Origin of the sequence: Nostoc sp. DedQUE07, from assembly GCF_034530975.2 — a bacterium.
Taxonomy (GTDB): Bacteria; Cyanobacteriota; Cyanobacteriia; order Cyanobacteriales; family Nostocaceae; genus Nostoc.
In genome coordinates, this window is record NZ_JAVRCC020000016.1 from 57,783 (window position 1) to 76,915 (window position 19,133).

Annotated in this window: 24 protein-coding genes; 8 read left to right on the forward strand and 16 right to left on the reverse strand. The window is 39.6% G+C overall.

The annotated features are described in order from the left end of the window. Nucleotides 1–219 precede the first annotated feature (219 nt). Nucleotides 220–2,484, reverse strand: a complete 2,265-nt coding sequence (locus RMZ95_RS14865) for a cation:proton antiporter (RefSeq protein ID WP_322669484.1) — start codon at nucleotides 2,482–2,484, stop codon at nucleotides 220–222. Between the two features lie 172 nt (nucleotides 2,485–2,656). Next, nucleotides 2,657–3,466, reverse strand: a complete 810-nt coding sequence (locus RMZ95_RS14870; protein WP_322682575.1) for a class I SAM-dependent methyltransferase — start codon at nucleotides 3,464–3,466, stop codon at nucleotides 2,657–2,659. 15 nt (nucleotides 3,467–3,481) lie between these two features. On the opposite strand from RMZ95_RS14870, the gene RMZ95_RS14875 reads away from it, so the two are divergent. After that, the gene (locus tag RMZ95_RS14875) at nucleotides 3,482–4,231 is read left to right on the forward strand and encodes a class I SAM-dependent methyltransferase (RefSeq protein ID WP_322682574.1); all 750 of its coding nucleotides are present in this window, start codon (nucleotides 3,482–3,484) and stop codon (nucleotides 4,229–4,231) included. A 184-nt stretch (nucleotides 4,232–4,415) separates the two neighbouring features. Here the strand turns inward: RMZ95_RS14875 and RMZ95_RS14880 are convergent, their stop codons facing one another. Next, nucleotides 4,416–4,712: a hypothetical protein gene (locus tag RMZ95_RS14880; protein ID WP_292820573.1), complete on the reverse strand. Its 297-nt coding sequence runs from the start codon at nucleotides 4,710–4,712 to the stop codon at nucleotides 4,416–4,418. Between the two features lie 28 nt (nucleotides 4,713–4,740). After that, nucleotides 4,741–5,208: a VOC family protein gene (locus RMZ95_RS14885; RefSeq protein ID WP_322682573.1), complete on the reverse strand. Its 468-nt coding sequence runs from the start codon at nucleotides 5,206–5,208 to the stop codon at nucleotides 4,741–4,743. A gap of 75 nt (nucleotides 5,209–5,283) precedes the next feature. Between RMZ95_RS14885 and RMZ95_RS14890 the strand changes: the two genes are divergently transcribed. Further along, complete coding sequence (locus RMZ95_RS14890; RefSeq protein WP_322682572.1) at nucleotides 5,284–5,757, forward strand: DUF4385 domain-containing protein; 474 nt, start codon at nucleotides 5,284–5,286, stop codon at nucleotides 5,755–5,757. A gap of 562 nt (nucleotides 5,758–6,319) precedes the next feature. Here RMZ95_RS14890 and RMZ95_RS14895 read toward each other — a convergent pair. Together RMZ95_RS14895 and RMZ95_RS14900 are read right to left on the reverse strand one after the other, a co-directional pair. Next, nucleotides 6,320–6,718 carry a type II toxin-antitoxin system VapC family toxin gene (locus RMZ95_RS14895; protein WP_322682571.1) on the reverse strand — a complete coding sequence of 133 codons (399 nt, stop codon included), beginning with the start codon at nucleotides 6,716–6,718 and terminating at the stop codon, nucleotides 6,320–6,322. Beyond that, nucleotides 6,715–6,987: a hypothetical protein gene (locus tag RMZ95_RS14900; RefSeq protein WP_322682570.1), complete on the reverse strand. Its 273-nt coding sequence runs from the start codon at nucleotides 6,985–6,987 to the stop codon at nucleotides 6,715–6,717. Before RMZ95_RS14900 ends, RMZ95_RS14895 begins: the two co-directional genes overlap by 4 nt. Before the next feature lie 118 nt (nucleotides 6,988–7,105). On the opposite strand from RMZ95_RS14900, the gene RMZ95_RS14905 reads away from it, so the two are divergent. Then, nucleotides 7,106–7,300, forward strand: a complete 195-nt coding sequence (locus RMZ95_RS14905) for a DUF433 domain-containing protein (protein ID WP_322682569.1) — start codon at nucleotides 7,106–7,108, stop codon at nucleotides 7,298–7,300. Here the strand turns inward: RMZ95_RS14905 and RMZ95_RS14910 are convergent. From RMZ95_RS14910 to RMZ95_RS14930, 5 genes are all read right to left on the reverse strand, one after another. Then, complete coding sequence (locus RMZ95_RS14910; protein ID WP_322682568.1) at nucleotides 7,268–7,477, reverse strand: DUF433 domain-containing protein; 210 nt, start codon at nucleotides 7,475–7,477, stop codon at nucleotides 7,268–7,270. The genes RMZ95_RS14905 and RMZ95_RS14910 overlap by 33 nt on opposite strands. Before the next feature lie 92 nt (nucleotides 7,478–7,569). After that, nucleotides 7,570–7,863, reverse strand: a complete 294-nt coding sequence (locus RMZ95_RS14915; protein WP_322682567.1) for a hypothetical protein — start codon at nucleotides 7,861–7,863, stop codon at nucleotides 7,570–7,572. 15 nt (nucleotides 7,864–7,878) lie between these two features. Continuing rightward, nucleotides 7,879–8,910: an aldo/keto reductase gene (locus RMZ95_RS14920; RefSeq protein ID WP_322682566.1), complete on the reverse strand. Its 1,032-nt coding sequence runs from the start codon at nucleotides 8,908–8,910 to the stop codon at nucleotides 7,879–7,881. 111 nt (nucleotides 8,911–9,021) lie between these two features. Beyond that, nucleotides 9,022–9,357, reverse strand: a complete 336-nt coding sequence (gene petJ, locus RMZ95_RS14925) for a cytochrome c6 PetJ (protein WP_322682565.1) — start codon at nucleotides 9,355–9,357, stop codon at nucleotides 9,022–9,024. 55 nt (nucleotides 9,358–9,412) lie between these two features. Next, on the reverse strand, nucleotides 9,413–9,637 hold the full coding sequence (locus tag RMZ95_RS14930) for a hypothetical protein (protein ID WP_322669496.1): 225 nt from the start codon (nucleotides 9,635–9,637) through the stop codon (nucleotides 9,413–9,415). Nucleotides 9,638–9,828: 191 nt separating this feature from the next. On the opposite strand from RMZ95_RS14930, the gene RMZ95_RS14935 reads away from it, so the two are divergent. Beyond that, nucleotides 9,829–10,629, forward strand: coding sequence for a histidine kinase (locus RMZ95_RS14935; protein ID WP_322682564.1), 801 nt, complete (start codon nucleotides 9,829–9,831; stop codon nucleotides 10,627–10,629). A gap of 202 nt (nucleotides 10,630–10,831) precedes the next feature. Here the strand turns inward: RMZ95_RS14935 and RMZ95_RS14940 are convergent, their stop codons facing one another. The 4 genes from RMZ95_RS14940 to RMZ95_RS14955 form a co-directional block, all read right to left on the reverse strand. Then, nucleotides 10,832–11,023 (reverse strand): YqaE/Pmp3 family membrane protein, encoded by a 192-nt coding sequence (locus tag RMZ95_RS14940; RefSeq protein ID WP_322669498.1) that lies wholly within the window; start codon nucleotides 11,021–11,023, stop codon nucleotides 10,832–10,834. 126 nt (nucleotides 11,024–11,149) lie between these two features. Beyond that, the gene (locus RMZ95_RS14945; protein WP_322669499.1) at nucleotides 11,150–11,551 is read right to left on the reverse strand and encodes a phage holin family protein; all 402 of its coding nucleotides are present in this window, start codon (nucleotides 11,549–11,551) and stop codon (nucleotides 11,150–11,152) included. A gap of 352 nt (nucleotides 11,552–11,903) precedes the next feature. Then, complete coding sequence (locus RMZ95_RS14950; protein ID WP_322669500.1) at nucleotides 11,904–12,245, reverse strand: 2Fe-2S iron-sulfur cluster-binding protein; 342 nt, start codon at nucleotides 12,243–12,245, stop codon at nucleotides 11,904–11,906. 13 nt (nucleotides 12,246–12,258) lie between these two features. Beyond that, on the reverse strand, nucleotides 12,259–14,418 hold the full coding sequence (locus RMZ95_RS14955) for a Tex family protein (protein ID WP_322682563.1): 2,160 nt from the start codon (nucleotides 14,416–14,418) through the stop codon (nucleotides 12,259–12,261). Between the two features lie 533 nt (nucleotides 14,419–14,951). On the opposite strand from RMZ95_RS14955, the gene RMZ95_RS14960 reads away from it, so the two are divergent. Further along, nucleotides 14,952–15,170: a hypothetical protein gene (locus RMZ95_RS14960; protein ID WP_322682562.1), complete on the forward strand. Its 219-nt coding sequence runs from the start codon at nucleotides 14,952–14,954 to the stop codon at nucleotides 15,168–15,170. 1,547 nt (nucleotides 15,171–16,717) lie between these two features. Here the strand turns inward: RMZ95_RS14960 and RMZ95_RS14965 are convergent. Next, nucleotides 16,718–16,984: a hypothetical protein gene (locus RMZ95_RS14965; protein WP_322682561.1), complete on the reverse strand. Its 267-nt coding sequence runs from the start codon at nucleotides 16,982–16,984 to the stop codon at nucleotides 16,718–16,720. Here RMZ95_RS14965 and RMZ95_RS14970 point away from each other — a divergent pair. The 3 genes from RMZ95_RS14970 (at nucleotide 16,983) to RMZ95_RS14980 (ending at nucleotide 19,125) form a co-directional block, all read left to right on the forward strand. Then, the gene (locus RMZ95_RS14970; protein WP_322669850.1) at nucleotides 16,983–17,363 is read left to right on the forward strand and encodes an EamA family transporter; all 381 of its coding nucleotides are present in this window, start codon (nucleotides 16,983–16,985) and stop codon (nucleotides 17,361–17,363) included. The genes RMZ95_RS14965 and RMZ95_RS14970 overlap by 2 nt on opposite strands. 18 nt (nucleotides 17,364–17,381) lie before the next feature. Next, entirely contained in the window at nucleotides 17,382–17,738 is a 357-nt protein-coding gene (locus RMZ95_RS14975) for an EamA family transporter (protein WP_322682559.1), read from the forward strand. A gap of 82 nt (nucleotides 17,739–17,820) precedes the next feature. Next, nucleotides 17,821–19,125 (forward strand): NAD(P)/FAD-dependent oxidoreductase, encoded by a 1,305-nt coding sequence (locus RMZ95_RS14980; RefSeq protein ID WP_322682558.1) that lies wholly within the window; start codon nucleotides 17,821–17,823, stop codon nucleotides 19,123–19,125. Nucleotides 19,126–19,133 lie beyond the last annotated feature (8 nt).

Below are 19,133 nucleotides of genomic sequence, written 5' to 3' on the forward strand. Positions count from 1 at the left end.
GAAATAAATGTATAGCTGTAGTCAGATATGCTATACCAATTCAATTAATGATTGGAACATATTCTGGGATAAAGACGCGATAAATCGCGTCTCTACAAATGGTTTATTTGTCGCATTCTTTTTTCCAATTGGTATTAGGACAGTGTTGATTGCTCAAAGCTTTAGAGCAACTGGGTTTATACTTAGTACTCAGCACTCAGCACTCAGCACTCAGCACTCTTAAGGTACAGTAATTACTGCTACTGGGCAATGGGCTTTACTCAGAATTGCATCGACTCTATGACCAAAGAAAACGCGACCCGTAACCATTCGGATACTACTCCCTAGAAGAATTAAGTCAACTTCCTGAGTTTTGGCAAACTTGAGGATTTCCTTTTCTGGGCTGGTTCCTTGAAGAATATAGGTTTTGACATCAGCACCCAGATTGCGGGCAATTTCTGCTTGCTGTTCGAGCATATCGTGAGCAATTTCCTTGACTGGAGCTAGCGATCGCTGTTCGTAAAGAATATACTCAACCTGTGGCAAATTAATTACGTTAACGATCGTAACTAATGCCCCGGTTTGAGCTGCGATCGTACTTGCCATCTCTACAGCATTTTTACTATATTCTGTCCCCACCGTTGGCACCAAAATCTTGTTGATCTGTTGTTGAGGAATTTTGCATATCTCGCCTTTCGGTTGGGGTAGATGCGACTTTACCACCATCGTTGCACAAGGTGCTTCTTGGACAACCCGATCGACAAGCAAATTGAACAATGCTTTCTGGGGGCGGATCTGTTCTGAAGCTCCCAATACAATCAAGTCATAGTTTTTGTTTGCTTCATTCAAAATTACCTCCGCTTTATTACGCCCCGACTCCGTTTTTGTTTGCAGGGTGGTATCAGCAGGTAGCTGCATTTCCTCAGTTACAGCAGCTAAAGCAAGGTCTGCGGCAGTATCTTTAACCTGGGTTGCCTCCATCCGGCGGGCTTTGCTTTGAGGTTGCTTATCACTCAGAGCATATAGAGATGTAACTTCTATCGAGTTTTGGTGAGCCATGTAACCGACTAGTTGCGCCGCCAGTTGGATGTTGGGCCCACCACTAGTGGGTATTAAGACACGCTGGATTTGCTTGATAAAACTGCGGCTATCCTGTTCTTCTTGTTCCAAACGTCGAGCTTCCTCTTCACCCATAACCACCTTCGACAAACACCAGCGCAGCAGGGGTGGAGCCATTAGGGAAGTGACGATCGCTACCATGACAATAATCGAGTACATCTGGGGATTTAGCACTCCCAAAGATAAACCAATGGTGGCAACGACAATTTCCATCGCCCCGCGAGCATTCATCCCGGAACCCATCGCCAAACCTTCCCAATGACTCAAGCCGCCCGCACGAGAACCAAGGTAAGCACCTGTAAATTTGCCAACACAGGCGACAGCCAGAACAATCAAGCCAAATATCAATGTTTGAGGGACTAACAGAGCGAGTAAATTAACTTTCAAGCCTGCTGAAGCAAAGAAAATTGGCGCTAGAAAGCTTGCTGTAAAAACTTCTAACATGTGCCCAGCTTCATTGCTAAAGCGGCGGGATTGGCCTGCTAGAATCCCCAGCACGAAAGCACCTAATGCTGCTTCTAGACCTAATGCGTGGGTGAGTGCTGCTGCCGAGAGCGAAAGAATTAGCACAACCGACATACTCGCGGCGATTCCACCAACATAGTCATCAACCCACCGTAATATCTGGTCTACGATGGTACGCCCAATTGTAAAGGCGATCGCTAAAAATAATATCGCCGCGCTCACAGAATGGAAAATTGTCCCAAAGTCAAATTTGCCGCTACTAGCTAAACCTGAAACCACAGAAAGTAAAATCCAGCCGATGGTGTCGTCAGTCATCCCAGCAGCTAAGGTAACTTGACCAATGTCACGGCGAATCAGGTTTAAGTCCATCAGCACTTTCGCAATCACTGGGACTGCCGAAATACTCATTGCTGTGGCGATAAATAGACTAAATACCAATCGCTTTTCTGGGTCGGCTAAGAAACTATCTGGTAATAGCCAGCCCAGTCCAAATCCGGTGATAAACGGGATAATAATTCCGCCCAGTGAAATCAAAAGAGCTGTTTTACCTTTACGAAGAATCAGCTTTAGATCCGTCTCCAACCCAGTCACAATCAGCAAAAATAACACGCCTAACCAAGAAATCACCGAAAGTAAATTAGACTGTTCTTGACTTTTGGGAAAGATGTGCGCCTGTAAATCTGGAAGAAGCAAACCAAATAAAGAAGGGCCAAGCAGCACACCCGCCAGTAATTCTCCAACAACAGGCGGTAGGTTAATTCGGCGCATCAACTCACCTAATCCCCGCGCTACCAAAAGCAATAGTGACAGTTGCACTAGCACCAACAGCAGCTCGTGATGACCAAGAGGTTTAATTAAACCGTCACCTGCTGCTTTCTGCGCAGCGAGTACAGGCACTAACATTAGGGACAGGTTTTGCATATAAGCGTCCACAGGTTGGATTACAAATTTTTCAAGGGGCTGTTCAAGTAAATCCTGAAAATGTTTACTTCCACATCGGTCTAGGAGATTAAACTGTGATTGTGATTATTAACGGCAAGATTATCATGTGCGATCGCCCAAAGCTGTCAGTTCAGGAACAAAGCTCATCAACTTATTTTCGAGCGCGAACAAAGAACTTTGTAGTGTCTATCCAAAGACCTCGATCGGTTGCTAATTTCTCAATTTCTGCTTTGTACTCAACTTGCAATTGATTTAATTGTTCTGGTGATAATTTTGACAACAGAGGATTGCTTTTAAAATTTATATTAATTACTGTCATCGATAATCTGTTATCACTAAGAGAGTGATAACGTCCTGATGGTTCAATCTTAATTTCGATATCTCTAAAACCTGCCCGCTCAAGCAATTTACGACATTTTTCTGGAGTTCCCAGTGGTTCAAGAATGTGTGGTAGCGATACACCCAAAACTCTAGCGCAGACCCTCTGCTGAAGAGATGCCATAATAGCAGTTTCGGGAGGACAGGTAAATGCCACATACCCTCCTATTTTCAAGTAGACGTACCACTTTTGCAAAGTAGCAAGGATATCAGGAAAAAGTACAATTGCCTCACAGCAAAAGACGACATCAAAACTACTGTCACTAAAGTTGAAATATTCTGCATCTGCCTCAATCAACTCGATATTTTGTAATTTTGCTGCGGCAATCTTAAGTCTTGCTTGCTGCAACATTCCAGGGGTCATGTCAATTCCAATCACATGGCCCTCTGAACCAACTTTTTCAGCTGCGGGTATCGCAACTAAACCTGTTCCAGTCGCCACATCAAGGATTTTCTGCCCCGAATGTAGCCCAACAAATTCAACTAAAAGCTTGGCTTCTAAAGGATGGCGAGTATCTTTTTCATAGTCATAAGTCGTTCTACTACCATAAAATTCTTTTAGTTGCTGCTTATAAATATCCATATCGGTGATAACCAAATGTCAAATTTTCTCCACTTTATAGTACCTCTTGTTGCGATCTTGAGTTGTTCGTTGCTGAACCCAACCCTAACAGTACAAGCCGCGTCTTCATCCACCACTGTTTACGAACAACGGATAATCCACAGTCCAGATGGTATCGGCAAATACTACATGGGGCGCGAAATTGCCAAAGTTATGGGGTACACTGGCGCTGGCTGGCTAGAACGTCCAAGTCGAGAGGGGGAAGAACAGCCAAGTAAGGTAGTCAGCCTCCTCTATCTGAAACCTAACGATGTAGTAGCGGATATCGGCGCTGGTACAGGTTACTTAAGCTTTCGCATCGCGCCGTTATTAACAACAGGTAAAGTGTTAGCTGTAGATGTTCAGCCAGAAATGTTGGAAATTATTGAGTTATTCAAAAAAGAGAAAAATATCACTAATGTTGAGCCTGTTTTGGCAACTCTTAGTAACCCCAACTTACCACCTGAAAGTATCGATTTGGCATTGATGGTGGATGCTTATCATGAACTTGAGTATCCTCAAGAAGTGATGCAAGGAATTGTGAAAGCGCTGAAACCTGGTGGCCGGGTAGTGCTGGTTGAGTATCGGGGTGAAAATCCTTTTATTATGATTAAACGTCTGCACAAAATGACTCAAAAACAAGTCCGCAAAGAAATGCAAGCTGTTGGTTTGGTTTGGCGGGAAACTAAAAATTTGTTACCTCAACAGCATTTAATGGTGTTTGAGAAACCCAACACTAATTCGTAATTCGTAATTCGTAATTCGTAATTAAAATGTCAAGTCATAATAAAGTAAAACTTCTTGCTATCTAGGAAAATCATGGTTAACCTCAAATATTTGTGCAGCAGTTGTCTAGTCATAATTCAGGAGTCATAATTCAGGAATCAGAATAGTTAAAAAATCAGAGAAATATTTGATGACTATTTTGGTATCAGTCTATTTTTTGGGGAATGAGACTAGCGCTTTTGGTGACACTATCCCAAACAATCCAGTTAAAAGAATTATCTAAATCATCGGGGCTGTTTGAAACTTTGAAATATAGCTTTTCTTCACGTTTTCTTTCAATGGCAAAGTCGGCATTTTGAGCATAAGCGACTATAAAACCTTTGTCTCGCAAACAATACATCGCCCAGGCTTTCAATGATTGCTTGTATGGTTCGTGGGGTATTGGTGGTTTTGTGATTGTGTCTTCAATGACTTTAAATAGTTGCGTGAGTTTCGCGGTCATAGTAGATACTTTTGTTATTACCCTTAAGTTAACTAGCTTCTGGATCGCAACGAATTTCAATCATAAAGCCATCTGGATCGTAAAAATATACTCCTCTACCAGTAGGACGAGTGACTGGGCCATGTGCGATCGCTATTTTATTTTCCCCGATTACTGTCACCGCGCGATCGAATAACTGCGGATCGATGTCAAAGGCTAGATGGTAAGCTCTAGTGAAGGTCTTTTCTGGATTGGCATCTGGTGGTGATAATTCTGGTTCCCCAAATAAATCTAGAATTGTACCATCGGGAGTGATGAAGTTGGCTACTTTCCCAGATGCGACTAGTTCCACCAGGGTTGCGGGTACTTCGTCGCCTGTGAGTTCGTGTAAACCCAGGATTGTGCCATAAAAATAGCGCGAGGCTTGCATATCCTTGACGTTGAGGGCAATGTGATGTACTCTACGCAGACTTCCTGGCGCAATCACACTGTTCAGAGATTGGGTGCTAGATAGCATAATCAACAAAATCTCAATATTTAGATAGAAGTTGAACTTTTTTTTAAAGTTTACTATTGCTAATAAAAATTTATCATGGGTTTTGATTATTCTTTAGACTTTAAAAAGATTGATTTTCGCCAACATCCTGAACTCTATCGTGTTGGGAAGGGTGAGCAGGGTGTACTTTTAGTAGAACCATACAAATCAGAAATTCTTCCTTACTGGCGGTTCAAAACTCCTGAGATTGCTAGAGAGTCGAGTGAGAAAATTTACGAGCTTTTTCTTGATTATTTAGAGAAAGATGATTTTGTCGGCGCAGATATGGCACGGAAATTTATCCAAATGGGCTATACTCGCTCTCGCCGTTATGCTAATCATAAAAGCGGCAGGAAGTATAAACAGAATTCGGAAGATTCAGGTTCCAAAAAAGAGATTCTTCCTTATGAAGTAGACCCAGTTAAAGCGGAATCAGCAGCAATATTTAAAGCTAAGTGGGTAGAAGCAAAGACAAACGAGAAATATCAAGAGCTTTTAGCCAAACATAAACAGATGTATGAAGTAGATTAGTAACTTTCGTAGGGTGCGTTACCTTGCTAACGCACCCTCCAAGATATTTTTGGTACGTTAGCAACAGCTAACGCACCTTACCAAACAGCTAATGAGTCTTTTATACTCGTGAACGAGTCTTTTATACTCGCTGACGAGTCTTTTATGCTCGTGAATGAGTATTTTATACTCGCCGACGAGTCTTTGATACTCGCTGACGAGTCTTTTATACTCGTGAATGAGTCTTTGATACTCGCTGACGAGTCTTTTATACTCGTGAATGAGTATTTTATACTCGCCGACGAGTCTTTTATACTCGTGAACGAGTCTTTGATACTCGCTGACGAGTCTTTTATACTCGTGAACGAATCTAGAGGACTGATTTCAGAAACTTTTTACATTGTCGGTGATTAATTAAGAGTAATGCGATCGCATTTCCCCACTCAGCAATCCGACAATAATCATAGTTGCCTTAGCGATCGCATCTGGCAAAGTGATATTGAAGGACTGCATAAGCTGGTTAGATTGTGAGCGATTAATTTAAGATTAACGCGATCGCATCCTTTCTCTGGGCAATAATTGTTTATCGCCATACCTGAATCAGCATTAAATCGAAATGATAGTCATACGTCCACACGGGTAACTTCATTTCCTCTGACAAAATGGCAGTGACAGCATCGCAGAGGGTAATTCGTTGATCTGGAAAATTTGCAGCCTTTTCTACTGCTGCTGTATATTGCTCCTCTGAAGGATTAACGAAATGAACTGCTTCTCTACACTGTCTAGCAAAGCTAATCGCTTGCTCAGTTCCGAGACGATATAGCAAAAGATTATATGTTTCCAGGTAAACAGGAAAGGGAACTAGGATTGTTAAATTCTCTGTATTGATCCGTTTTAGTTCAGCTTGTGAACGCTCATGATATTGGTCGTCTACATCTACAGCAGCGTACAAAGGCCCAGTGTCAGCAAATACGGCTCTCAAGGTGTGTTTGGTGGGAATGACTGTAAAAATGCTTGTTCAGCTAGAATTTTATCGTGATTTACCGATGCATCTTTAAATCCGCTTCCCTTTGGTGCAGGAGTAAGAGATAGACCTTGCTTTCGTGAAACCAAATAGCCGCGTTGACAAAGAAAATCTTCTAAAGCAATTTCTGCAACGACATTCGCGGGTATGGAAACTTCCTGATCTTTGATATAGGCATTGAGAGCATTAGCGATCGCATCTGGCAGGGTAATATTGAAGGACTGCATAAGCTAGTTATCATTGTGAGCGATTAATTTAAGATTAACGCGATCGCATTTCCCCCTCACCAAGCCAACAAAAATCATACTGTGCAACAATAGCTGTAGCTAAGTCGGAGTAAAAACTATGGACTGGCGACAGTACATTCATTCAGACCCCAAAATTCTGCTGGGTAAGCCGACTGTGAAAGGAACTCGTTTATCTGTAGAGTTCTTGTTGGGTTTGTTTGCGGCGGGATGGACAGAACAACAAGTGCTAGAAAACTATCCTACTCTTACCTCAGAAGCACTAAAGGCAGTATTCGTTTTTACGGCAGAGTGATTTGAGAAACGCTGTTGCCTGTGCGCGGCTCACAGTGGGAAAATCTTCTAGAAAGTCATCAAGGCGATCGCCTGCTTCGAGATAATCAATCAATGTTTGTACTGGTACGCGAGTTCTATAGAAAACGGGTGTACCAGAAAGGATGTCGGGAGAAGTTTGTATTAGTTCAGATTCCATATCGCATCTGGCAGTGTGATATTGAAGGATTGCATAAGCTGGTTACATTGTCGCCAATTAATTTCAGAGTAACGCGGCGATCGCATTTCCCCTTATTCCTCCACCTCAAATTGACTACAGTCAAACAACCACCCATCGCCGACAATCTCCTCTAGGCGTTGATTGAGTCGCGGGAGGAAATATTCTGGATCGTTGAGCCGTTGCTGGACATACCAATTATCAAATGCTTCCTGCGTCTCAATTCCTTGGGCATTTGCCGCACCTAATATAATTTTGAAACTATCCTCCTGAAGTTCCTCTAACTGGGGATGACTTTCACCTCGGTAGCTGCAAAAGAACATTGCCGTTGCTCCTAACACAGCTTCTAGTTCATCTCCTTGAGGCAAACCTTCACCGTATTATCACCTTTTTCCCGAAATTCGATATTCGTCGCCGCAATCGCCGATAAGCTGGTATAAATCGCGTGATTGGCGAGATACTGCATTGATGCGATCGCGATCGTCTTCATCTAAACTAAAACTAAATACTTTGGCGTTATCTTCTATATGTTCAGATACTCCAAGTCTGGCACCAACTATCACACCGCCCACAGTTGGCCGATCTAAAATGTAACGTACTGCCACATTTGAAATGCTGACGCCATGCTTATTAGCAATTTCCTTCAGGATAGCCAGCAACTCTTGAAATAATCGCCAACCACCCCAAGCATCGATCATATTTTTATATTTTTTCAAACTAGCAGTGGACAAATCAAATCCTCGCGGTTCTGGTTTACCCAAATAGTTTTCTGATAACAAACCGCCGCACAGCGTACCATAAGTAAAAAGCTTTATGTCATGCTGTTGACAAAACTCTACCATATTAACTTCGGGGCGGCGGTCAACCAGGGAAAATTGCACTTGGTTAGAAACAATTTTGATACCTGCTTCAGTAATAATCTTCAAGTTTTCCGTGTCAAAATTAGTTAAACCTAGATGCTTAATTTTACCCTCAGTCTGAAGTTCTGCCATATATTTTAGGGCATCTAGGTAATTTTTATCTTGATATTCCCACCAGTGGAATTGCATCAAATCTAACGATTGCACATTCATCCTTCTCAAGGAAATATCAATATTTTCCTCAACAAGTTTCTTGGTCATTTTGCCTGGACGAGGCACCCATTTTGTAAAAGCTTGCACCTGAGATAAAGCATCTTTCCCACGAGTATCAATTAGTTGACAGCGAAACTCACCAATAAAATCTTCTGCGGGGCCATAATGATCAGCTAAATCCCAAGTGGTAAAACCTGCATCTAAATATTTGAACATAGTCTCAATAGCGGCTTGGGGATTGATCTGCCCGTGTGCGCCGGAGACTTGCCACATCCCATTTAATATGCGGCAGATGTTCAAATCGGGGGTAAATTGGAGACGACTAGCTGCGGGTAAGTTCATTTTCAATTTATGAGTGAAAAGTTAGGAATGGGAATACTTAACAATTACTAATAAATAAATCATAACTGATAATTCTTAATTCCTAACTCCCCACTCCCAACTCCTAACTTTCTAATGCCAATCTTTTTCAGCTTGTTCGAGAACGTAAGCAGCAACGTCTTGAATTTGCTGTTCGCTAAGACGCTCTTTGTAGGCTGACATATTATTTTTACCATTGGTAACTATAGATGTAATTGCCTCTATTGAATCCATACCATACTTTTTCAGGGCTGACTTTTTGAGATTTTTACCTCGCCTGATGATATTGCTACCGTTGATATGACAACCAGCACAATGAACGCTAAATATTTGTTCGCCGTTAACTGTGTCTGCTGCACTAACAGGCAAAGTAAAAGTACTGATTAATAACAAAAACGTTACTAATACTAATGTAAGTAGTTTCTTCAATTAATTTCTCCAGATTTGAACATACTAGTTGTAGGCATAAGTATTAAAACCAATATTAGAGGGATTCAAAGTCAGTTGTAAATCCAGCAAAATTTGCACAATCTTCTTGAAAGGCTTCTGCATCGCTCACATCTTCAATTTTATAAGACATGATGCGCGTACCATTTGGCATTTTTTTGGAACTAATTAATTCACCTTGATATTTCGCTGCGATCGCTTTAAAATCAACACCATAGATTTTCCAGGCATCATCCGAACAAGTAATATTTACTTGCCACATATTTCACTTCCAATTACTACCACTAAATATTCATCATCTCACAAAGGGGCAACATCTTACACATCACCTCTTTGGGACTGCAATTTTATATCTAAAGGAAGTACCAAGTCAGTTTGGGCTACGCCATAATATGGATGTAGGAACATTAAGAGAAAATATTATCCCAATTAGTTAAATTCTCCGAGTTGAAAATGCCTAACAATATCAAACAACAAATTCAAGCAGACCTGCAACAAGCTAAAGAAACCGGACAATTAAGAACTGAGCGAATTCGAGAAATTGTGAAATCCGCAGTTTCTCAAGTAGCTTCTGAGTTTAAACAAGGTTCAAGTGAAGTTCGTGGCATTGTGAAAGATGCTGTTTCTGCTGTAATTGAAAACTTCCAAGAAAAAGGTAGCGAACTCAAAGATGAAGTGACAGCTTCCATTGAAGGAGCGCTGGAAGGGATTAATAGCAAAAGACACGAAAGTATTGCTCAAACTCAGACAGATATCAAGCGCCTACAGGCTCAACTTGACGGTGAAGAAGAACAACTCCAACAAGAGGTTGATGTAATTCTGGCAGAAATTGAAGAGACGGGTAAGGAAAAACCTGCAAGTACCAAAACTGCGATTGATTCTGCTGTCAATGCTATTAAAGATAGTGAAGAAGTCGGATTGTTAAAGAAACGTTACGCGCAACTGCAAGCGCAGCTAGCCATTGTCCGAGCTAATATGGCTGCACGCTATGGTGGGCGGAATATGGAAGTTCAAGATTATCTAGACGAGGCGAAACACTGGTATGATAAAGCTCGTCCCCAAGCAGAATCAATGGCTGTACAGGTAGAACAGAAGCGATCGCAGTTAGAAGAGCAATTAGGTGAAGCTGGTACATCTTTAGCAAGAAAAGAGCGCCAAATAAAACAAACGTTGAGGCAGTTACTCTTAACGGCGGCTGACTTGTTCAAAGATAAGCAACCTGCTGATAAAGAACGCGAGACTATTCATAAATAGATTGCTTTGGTATTTAATTGACTTAGAAAAAATAGGGTGGTAAATTCTCACCCTATTTTTTTGTTGAAATAGCATTTTTTATTAGACTTATCACATGAATTAAAGTCCCTCTCCCAAGCTTGGAAGAGGGACTTTAAAATTGACTCCCCCTTCTCCCAATTTGGGAGAAGGTGTTAGGGGATGCTCCCTTTAATATTGCGTATTAGTAAATACGCCCTTCTTGATTAAGTTGTTCGTCATGCTTGGCTATAACCCAAATTGCATGAATACTACCAGGAAGCCAACCTAAAACTGTGAGCAAAATATTAATAATCAGCGTCGGGCCAACTCCAACTGTCAAGAAAACACCTAAAGGAGGAACTAACAAACCTAGAAGAAAACGAACTAATTTCATGATTTTACAACTTTGTGATTTTGTTTAATTACATTCATTTGAGGATGCCGAATTAGGAAATCCACCTTCGGAGATTTTATGTAGGTGAGAAACGTGATTTAACTGGCGTTTCTATTCGTTCTAAACTTATCTAGAAGAAGGTAATTCAGCTTGATTCTTTACATCACCACTGCTGGTTAAAAGGTTTCTTTCAACAAAGTAGTTGTTAATAAAGGTGTTCGCAAAAGTTAAAATTACTGGCCCAAGCAGGAAACCAATAATTCCGCGAACTGCGAATCCAGGAACTAGCACTGCTGCTAACCAAAAACATAAACCGTTGACGACGAGCGAAAATGCTCCAAATGAGAGAAAGTTAAGTGGTAGAGAAAGAGCAGACAGAACTGGTTTAACCGAACCGTTAATTAGACCAATTACTAAAGCAGCAATTATAGCGGCGGGGAAATTAGCAATATTAACGCCTGGAACAACGATATCAACAATCAACAAGCTCAAAGCTGTAGCTAGCGCAGTTAAAAATGGAGTCAACATTGTTTTTACCTAATAACTAGAGATTTTTTTTGCGACTTCTTATATCATCTTTAACTATTTGCTAGGGTTTCACCTCCCTTGCAAGATAGAATTTCTTTCTACCATTAGGCCTATCGTTGAGAAAAATATAGCGGTTTTAAATATATTTAATGGGTTTTAATGGGCGCATCTGTACGCCTATACATTAGACATAGGAGTAAAGACATAGCAGTACTACCTCTCTATAAGGATTGTGGATAACCCATATTAATTTCTGAAGATGTCTAACATATTGCAATGTTTTGAAGGGTGCGTTAAACAAACTTAACACACCCTAGAAATTTAAGATTAATTTAATGTCACAAGGCAAAAATCACTCAGGTTTTCCCGACTCAGGCTTATAGTAAAGGGCTGATTTATATAAGACTTGTTCTTGATGGGTTTCTAAAGTGCAATCAGACAAAGGGTAAGTTACACAAGTAACAACATAACCAGCCTGTATTTCACTTGGACGCAGAAATTTTTGCTCGCTTTGATCGATTTCACCACTAATAAGTTTAGCAATACACGCAGAACATTCGCCTTGTTTACACCCAGATGGTAAGCGGATACCAGCTTCTTCCGCCATATCTAGAATATATTGATCGTCTGGTACTGGAATGGTGCGATCTAATCCAAGTGTAGGATTGATAAATCGAACTTGATAAACTGCCATCTGCTGTTTCTAATTATTGTTTAACTGCTTTCATCGACAAACTAATCCGTTTGAGTTTCTCGTTGATTTCTAACACCTGCACTTTCACTACTTGTCCAACTTTGACAACTTTGTTGGGATCGTCTACAAATCTATCAGCAAGTTGGGATATATGCACCAAGCCATCTTGATGTACGCCGATATCGACAAAAGCACCGAAATTGGCGACGTTCGTCACGATTCCCTCTAGTTCCATTCCCACCTTTAAGTCCCTGATTTCGTTAATTCCTTCTTTGAAGGTGGCATACTTAAACTCAGCCCGAGGATCTCTACCTGGTTTTTCGAGTTCGTTGAGAATGTCGCGCAGTGTGGGTTCGCCGACGCTATCGGTAACGTATTTCTTCAAATTGGTCTTTTTAAGTTTTTCGGCAATTTGTGTTACCTGATTTAATGGCACATTTAGATCGGATGCGATCGCTTCTACTACAGAATAACTCTCTGGATGCACTGCTGTATTATCCAAAGGGTTGTCACCGCCGCGAATCCGCAGAAAACCTGCTGCTTGTTCATAGGCTTTTGGCCCCAACTTGGGAACTTTCAACAATTGTCGGCGATTTTTAAAGGCTCCATTCTGGTTGCGATGAGCGACAATATTATTAGCAACTGTTGCCGTAATCCCAGAGACGGAAGTTAAAAGTTCTTTGGATGCGGTGTTTAAGTCTACGCCGACGTAGTTAACGCAGCTTTCTACAGTGTCATCCAATTTCTTTTTCAACAATTTCTGATCGACATCGTGCTGATATTGTCCCACACCAATAGATTTGGGATCGATTTTCACCAGTTCTGCTAAGGGGTCTTGCAAACGGCGGCCAATACTAATTGCACCGCGCACGGTAACATCTAAATCGGGAAACTCTTCTAGCGCTACAGTACTTGCAGAATATATAGATGCGCCAGATTCATTCACCATCACCTTAACTGGTTTGCGTTCTATATTTTGCAATACTTGCGTGACAAACTCCTCTGTCTCGCGGGACGCTGTACCGTTACCAATGGCGATTAACTCAATCTTGTATTTTTCAATTAAATTTTTGACAGTTTGTGCAGCTTTGAGTCGCTGTTCAGCCGCTTGATGGGGAAAAACCGCTTGGTATTCCAAAAATTTTCCCGTTTGGTCGAGGACAGCAACTTTACACCCAGTTCTAAATCCGGGGTCTATCGCCAGGGTTGGTTTCATCCCTGCTGGTGCAGATAGCAGTAACTCCCGCAGATTAGTTTCAAATGTCTTAATTGATTCTATGTCTGCATAAACTTTTTTCTCAGCAATAACCTCTCCCATAAGAGAGACTTTCATCAAACGATTGAATGCATCCTTCAGCATCGCCTGATAAAAATCTCGAATTGTCCGTACTTTGGTTTTGATTTCTTTCGACTCAAGATAGTAAAGTACCGTATCTTCATCGAAAGCAATTTCAAAGCTTAATACTTTCTCAGTTTCACCCCGACACAACGCCAGCATATTGTGTGGTGCAATATTTTTTACCTTAATTTGATAGTTACGGTACATCTCAAATTTGGTTGTACCTTCGGGATAATCATCTTTGATACGGGAGACAAATACCCCTTCCTCTAAAAGATAATCGCGGATATATGCGCGTAACTCAGCTTTTTCAGCTACTTCTTCCGCCAAAATATCAGCAGCACCTTTGAGTGCTTCTTCTGCTGTTTTTACTCCCTGCGCCTCCGAAATATACTTAGCCGCTTCTGACTCCAAGGATGCAATTGCAGCATTTTTGATATTTAACGACTTGATGAACTCTGCTAGTGGTTCGAGTCCTTTTTCTCTGGCGATAGTGGCGCGGGTGCGGCGTTTTGGGCGATAGGGTAGATATAAATCCTCAAGTTCGGTTTTTTGTAAGCAGGATGAGATTTTGGCTTTGAGTTCATCTGTAAGTTTACCTTGTTGGGCGATCGCACTTAAAATCACCGATTTTCGTTCTTCCAGTTCTGTTAAATAAGTATAGCGATCGGCCAGTTCGCGTAGTTGCACTTCATTCATCTCATCGGTGCGTTCTTTGCGGTAACGTGCAATAAAGGGAATTGTTGCACCCTCCGCCAAAAGTTCCAGCGCGTTTTGCACCTGATGGGATTTGAGGTTGATTTCAGTTGCCAGTATTTGAGGAATGTTCAGCATTAGGTGTCTAAAATGAAAATGCTACTTCTAAAGGTAATATGCTAGATCCTTATCCTGGCGCAAGTCCAAAGTTTTAAGCTAATTTACCAGATGATTGTTCGCAAGAGTGTAATTGGCCAAATAGACAAAACCCAGCTACGCAAGTTTTATAACCCTTCCAATTTGCGTAGATGAATGAGAATTTGTCTAACACAACCCAGCTTGGCTAAGTAACGAGAAGGACAAAAGTAGCATCACCCACAGGAATTGTCTGTTACTAAACACCACGCAATCTCGCGTAGCATCTCGTACCAAATTTTAAATCTTGCTACGCACACTCGAACACAGAATAAGAGTTGTCAAGCTTTTGGCGCTTCATCTATTGCAATAATTATTCCAATTGGCATAAAATACAACCTTGCATAATCTTGATTTTCTATAATATTTATTTCGCTCGACTGTTGTAGCCAAAACCTTATTGGATGTAAGATTAACCACACTTCCAAAAAATTTGTTCTAAAAACACTACAACCTTTAGTTCAGAGGTTAGTAAAATGCTTTTGTTTTTCTTGATACCACTATGTACTGCTTTAGCTACAGGCTACTTGTTCAAAAAGAGTACTGATGAAATAGCATATCTTGCAGGTGTATTCGCAGCGATTAGCTTGATCTTAAGTTTAATATTAGCACCTTGGCAGATTCAGTTTGGACTATTAATCATTGTCTTCGTCATTACCAACAGACTTTTGGAAAATAATGAGTCCAAACAATAGGAAAACAACCTAGAGAAACCTCTATCCAACCAAGGAAACTTAGCGTTGTTTCTCTTTATACCATTATGTACTGTTTGAGCTACTGCCTACTTGTTCAAAAAGAGTACCAATGAAATTGCCTACTTTGGAGCTATTAGCTTGATTTTACCTCAAGCATTAATATCTTGGCACCAGTTTCGATTGTTAATCATTATTACCAACAGACTTTGATGAAAATAACCAGTCCAAATAATAAAAAAACCTCTACCCAGCGAAGGAAAATTGGCAGACTACTAACTCTATGTGAAATATGTGAATTTAGATGAATATTTTGTAAATAGATAAAAAATAATTCCAACCTCAATTGTCATCTAAAAATTCAGGTTGTAATTTAGTGTAACGTTGTGCGATCCGGTCACCGCAAGTAGTCTTGTTCAAGTTTGAATTTTCCTTGGGTCAACTTTTGGCTTTTTAGCTTTGCATTTATCGAGTCTAATACTAACTCTTTAGTTATAGAACTTTAGTACCATAAATTACTTCATAAATGTACAAATTTCCTAGGCAATAATTCCTAATAGAGGAAGATTTTTATTTTATGAAGTTTTTGTTTAAGTGTATTTGTCAGTAGATAAATTTTTGATAAAGTACAGCGATAAATTTGCAACATGCTTTTCTCATGGTATTCTAGTAAGTAATTACATGTAACAATAAATTTGGAGGAAAAAGCCTATTTAAATAAAATCACGTGGAAAAGTCAAGCAAACCTAATATTAGATGGTGTAGAAATATCTCAAATTCAATGCAATCTCAATTGAAAGTTGATTAGCCAACCTCAGTTTGCATTAGTTGTTTTGTAAAAAAGCTCCGTTTGGACATCCAGTAAAATTCCCGATAAATCTGTAAAGCGTATTACTGTAGTGTAGGTTGATTTATCTCTCTATTATTTACGCAGCTAGTCAGACTTGTATTAATTCTTGTGTTCCCATGCCCAAAAAGAGCACGTATACATACTCCATTTGAGTAAAAACCATTACTTTTATAAATCGGCTTAATTGCCAGCCAAGATTACAGATATGTCTGTGAGCCGGGATAAATTTTATCATATGTCAGTACATTAATCCACTTTTTTGGAGCAAATAGAGAATATTTCTCAATCCAGCTAGGTTTTATAGCTTGAGAATATCAATAGTATCTTCAAAAGATTTCTACAGCAGGATACCACTGATAGAAAGTTAATGAATGGATTAATCAAAAATTCTGGTAATCGATTTTGATTTAGGTGCATCTGTTGAATATGTGGGTGGAATCAGAGTTCAACATCAGCGATGTCTAAGACTGGCTACACCTACGCACACTGCAAACTTTGTGTATGTATAGAGAATTTGTGACAAACTTCTCAAATTTCTCTATGTCTGCATCCACTATTAGATTATCGCGATCGCGCTAAAAATAGTGTTAAGCAAACCTGGGTAGCACAGAAAATATCTGTAATTCACAGTTAGGCAAACTCTAAATTGATTGTGCTAATTGCCAAGCAATAAACTGGTTTGGTTGGCAGTATAATCCAGTCAAGCAATTAAGCGTGTTTTACTAGCAATCATATCGAACGCCGCCATGATACAGCAACCATCCTGGAATATTGCATAGTATTTAGTTTTTAACTCTAAGGCATGAGCTTCAAAGATCATTTTGATATCAATCACTTCAACATAGCCTTTTAATTTTGTTGTCTTTACTGAAGTGTTGCCGAGATATGAAACGTTTAAAACAACTGGTTGTTTACTATCCGGTTCATACCTACTATCTTGATTAAGGCAAAGTACTATGAAATCCATGTCGCAAGGTTCAAACTTTAAAATAATCCCTTATATTATTTTATTTGTAAGTATTTTACTTAGTATCTGTGGACAACTGCTAATGAAAAATGCCATGATTTATACAAATGAAGGAGTATTTACTTGGGATTTTCTTCAAAAATTATCATTAGCTATTACTGTCTATTGTTTAGGTATAGTAAATTGGATATTGGCTCTGCGATCTGTAAAATTGAGTATTGCTTATCCACTGACAAGTTTAAATTATGTCGGGATACTTTTCGGCTCATACTACTTTTTTAATGAGGTGATTACGTTAACTCGAATAGTAGGAGTCATCACTATATTCTTGGGTGTTCTTTTAGTAGTTAACCCCATAAAAAAGCTCAAATTTAGATAATTACTTGAAAAGTTAAAAATGAGTATTTTTACTTGGCTAAATTTAATGCTTGTTGTTTTATTTGGAACAACTGCTCAACTCTCACTCAAGTATGGACTTTACATCTCTAACTCTAATAAAGGAGAAAGCGGCTCTCTCAAAAATCTCTTATTATCTCGTTATTTTTTAATTTGGTTTATCTGCTATACATTTATGACTATATTGTGGCTTTATGTATTGCGGACAATTCCTTTAAGTCAAGCCTTTCCAGTTTTAGGATTAATGTATGCATTTGTACCCATTGCTTCTCACTATCTTTTAAAAGAAGAAGTTGTTTTTAGCCAATGGTTAGGGATTTCCGTTATTATAACTGGCGTAATTCTAGTCGTACATTAATCTTTTATGATTCAGATTATTAATATTAACAGTTTCCGAACATCATCCTCTAAAACATTTTCACAAAATCTCAATTTAATTTATGAATATAGGTATCGTTGGCGGAGGCATCACTGGGCTAGTATTAGCTCAACGTCTTTCACATCAAGGACATAAAGTCACTGTCTTTGATAGTAATAAGCAGCTTGGTGGACTTACTACCTATCATGATTACGGACTATTTACCTGGGATCGCTTTTATCACGTTATCCTACCTTCTGATACTCACTTAATAAATTTTCTTAGAGATATTGGTCTTGGAGATAAACTACGTTGGCATCGAAGTTTAACAGGCTTTTATGACAATAAAAAGTTTTATTCTATTAGTAATAGTATAGAATTTCTGCGTTTTCCTCTATTTGGACTTATAGGTAAAATCAGATTAGCCTTTACTCTTCTATATGGTTCGCGCCTTAATAACTGGCGGCGCTTAGAGAAGATTTTAGTTGAAGATTGGCTATTGAAACTTGGTGGTAAAAACACATACGAAAAGCTTTGGAAACCTTTGCTTTTATCCAAATTAGGAGAAAACTATAAGCGAATATCAGCAGTTTTTATTTGGGCTTATATCAAAAGACTATTTTCAGCCCGCGATTCTTCATTAAATAAAGAACAACTCGGTTATATCTCAGGCGGTTATAAAACTGTTTTTGACCATATAGAAAAATTAATTTATGCGGCTGGAGGTCATATCCACAAAGGTGTTGCGGTTGAATATATCGCACCTCATCCAGGAGGTGGAATGTGGGTAGAATATCAGGGTAAAAAAGAGCATTTTGATAAAGTCATCTTTACTGGGCCAGTTAATATCTTACAACAGGTTGCTGCGAGGGAACTAGTGAAAGTTGCAGACACTATTGAAACAGTAGAATACCTGGGTGTAATCTGCATGGTACTGATTACTCGTAAGCCTCTAGTTCCTTATTACGTAGTGAACATTGCCGATAAAAATATTCCTTTTACCGGAGTTATCGGTATGAGTAACTTAGTTTCTTTACAAGAGACAGCAGGGTATCACATTACATTTCTACCAAAATATATCCTTTCCACTGACCCGTTGTTAAAACAACCAGATGACGAATTACGTCCAATATTTTTCCAAGGTATACGTTTAATGTTCCCCGAACTCAAAGCCGATGACATTGTAGCGGCACATATTAATCGAGCGATTAAAGTACAGCCACTACAAGTTTTAAATTATTCCAGCCTTGTTCCCAAAGTGAGTACTGAAAACGATGATTTTTTCGTCGTCAATACCTCACAGTTGGTTAATGATAGCGTTAACAACAACGCAGTAGTTCGACAAGTCGATGAATTTCTCAAAAAATCAGCATTCCTGAATTCTTGAAATTTGAG

What these genes read in the sequence shown, in the direction of transcription:
- RMZ95_RS14935 (WP_322682564.1), top strand. Translation starts at nt 9,829, where the DNA reads ATGCCTAACAATATCAAACAACAAATTCAAGCAGACCTGCAACAAGCT.
- RMZ95_RS14980 (WP_322682558.1), top strand. Translation starts at nt 17,821, where the DNA reads ATGAATATAGGTATCGTTGGCGGAGGCATCACTGGGCTAGTATTAGCT.
- RMZ95_RS14870 (WP_322682575.1), bottom strand. Translation starts at nt 3,466, where the DNA reads ATGGATATTTATAAGCAGCAACTAAAAGAATTTTATGGTAGTAGAACG.
- RMZ95_RS14865 (WP_322669484.1), bottom strand. Translation starts at nt 2,484, where the DNA reads ATGCAAAACCTGTCCCTAATGTTAGTGCCTGTACTCGCTGCGCAGAAA.
- RMZ95_RS14875 (WP_322682574.1), top strand. Translation starts at nt 3,482, where the DNA reads ATGTCAAATTTTCTCCACTTTATAGTACCTCTTGTTGCGATCTTGAGT.
- RMZ95_RS14950 (WP_322669500.1), bottom strand. Translation starts at nt 12,245, where the DNA reads ATGGCAGTTTATCAAGTTCGATTTATCAATCCTACACTTGGATTAGAT.
- RMZ95_RS14965 (WP_322682561.1), bottom strand. Translation starts at nt 16,984, where the DNA reads ATGGATTTCATAGTACTTTGCCTTAATCAAGATAGTAGGTATGAACCG.
- RMZ95_RS14975 (WP_322682559.1), top strand. Translation starts at nt 17,382, where the DNA reads ATGAGTATTTTTACTTGGCTAAATTTAATGCTTGTTGTTTTATTTGGA.
- RMZ95_RS14920 (WP_322682566.1), bottom strand. Translation starts at nt 8,910, where the DNA reads ATGAACTTACCCGCAGCTAGTCGTCTCCAATTTACCCCCGATTTGAAC.
- RMZ95_RS14880 (WP_292820573.1), bottom strand. Translation starts at nt 4,712, where the DNA reads ATGACCGCGAAACTCACGCAACTATTTAAAGTCATTGAAGACACAATC.
- RMZ95_RS14890 (WP_322682572.1), top strand. Translation starts at nt 5,284, where the DNA reads ATGGGTTTTGATTATTCTTTAGACTTTAAAAAGATTGATTTTCGCCAA.
- RMZ95_RS14940 (WP_322669498.1), bottom strand. Translation starts at nt 11,023, where the DNA reads ATGAAATTAGTTCGTTTTCTTCTAGGTTTGTTAGTTCCTCCTTTAGGT.
- RMZ95_RS14930 (WP_322669496.1), bottom strand. Translation starts at nt 9,637, where the DNA reads ATGTGGCAAGTAAATATTACTTGTTCGGATGATGCCTGGAAAATCTAT.
- RMZ95_RS14905 (WP_322682569.1), top strand. Translation starts at nt 7,106, where the DNA reads ATGGACTGGCGACAGTACATTCATTCAGACCCCAAAATTCTGCTGGGT.
- RMZ95_RS14960 (WP_322682562.1), top strand. Translation starts at nt 14,952, where the DNA reads ATGCTTTTGTTTTTCTTGATACCACTATGTACTGCTTTAGCTACAGGC.
- RMZ95_RS14900 (WP_322682570.1), bottom strand. Translation starts at nt 6,987, where the DNA reads ATGCAGTCCTTCAATATTACCCTGCCAGATGCGATCGCTAATGCTCTC.
- RMZ95_RS14955 (WP_322682563.1), bottom strand. Translation starts at nt 14,418, where the DNA reads ATGCTGAACATTCCTCAAATACTGGCAACTGAAATCAACCTCAAATCC.
- RMZ95_RS14970 (WP_322669850.1), top strand. Translation starts at nt 16,983, where the DNA reads ATGTCGCAAGGTTCAAACTTTAAAATAATCCCTTATATTATTTTATTT.
- RMZ95_RS14945 (WP_322669499.1), bottom strand. Translation starts at nt 11,551, where the DNA reads ATGTTGACTCCATTTTTAACTGCGCTAGCTACAGCTTTGAGCTTGTTG.
- RMZ95_RS14885 (WP_322682573.1), bottom strand. Translation starts at nt 5,208, where the DNA reads ATGCTATCTAGCACCCAATCTCTGAACAGTGTGATTGCGCCAGGAAGT.
- RMZ95_RS14910 (WP_322682568.1), bottom strand. Translation starts at nt 7,477, where the DNA reads ATGGAATCTGAACTAATACAAACTTCTCCCGACATCCTTTCTGGTACA.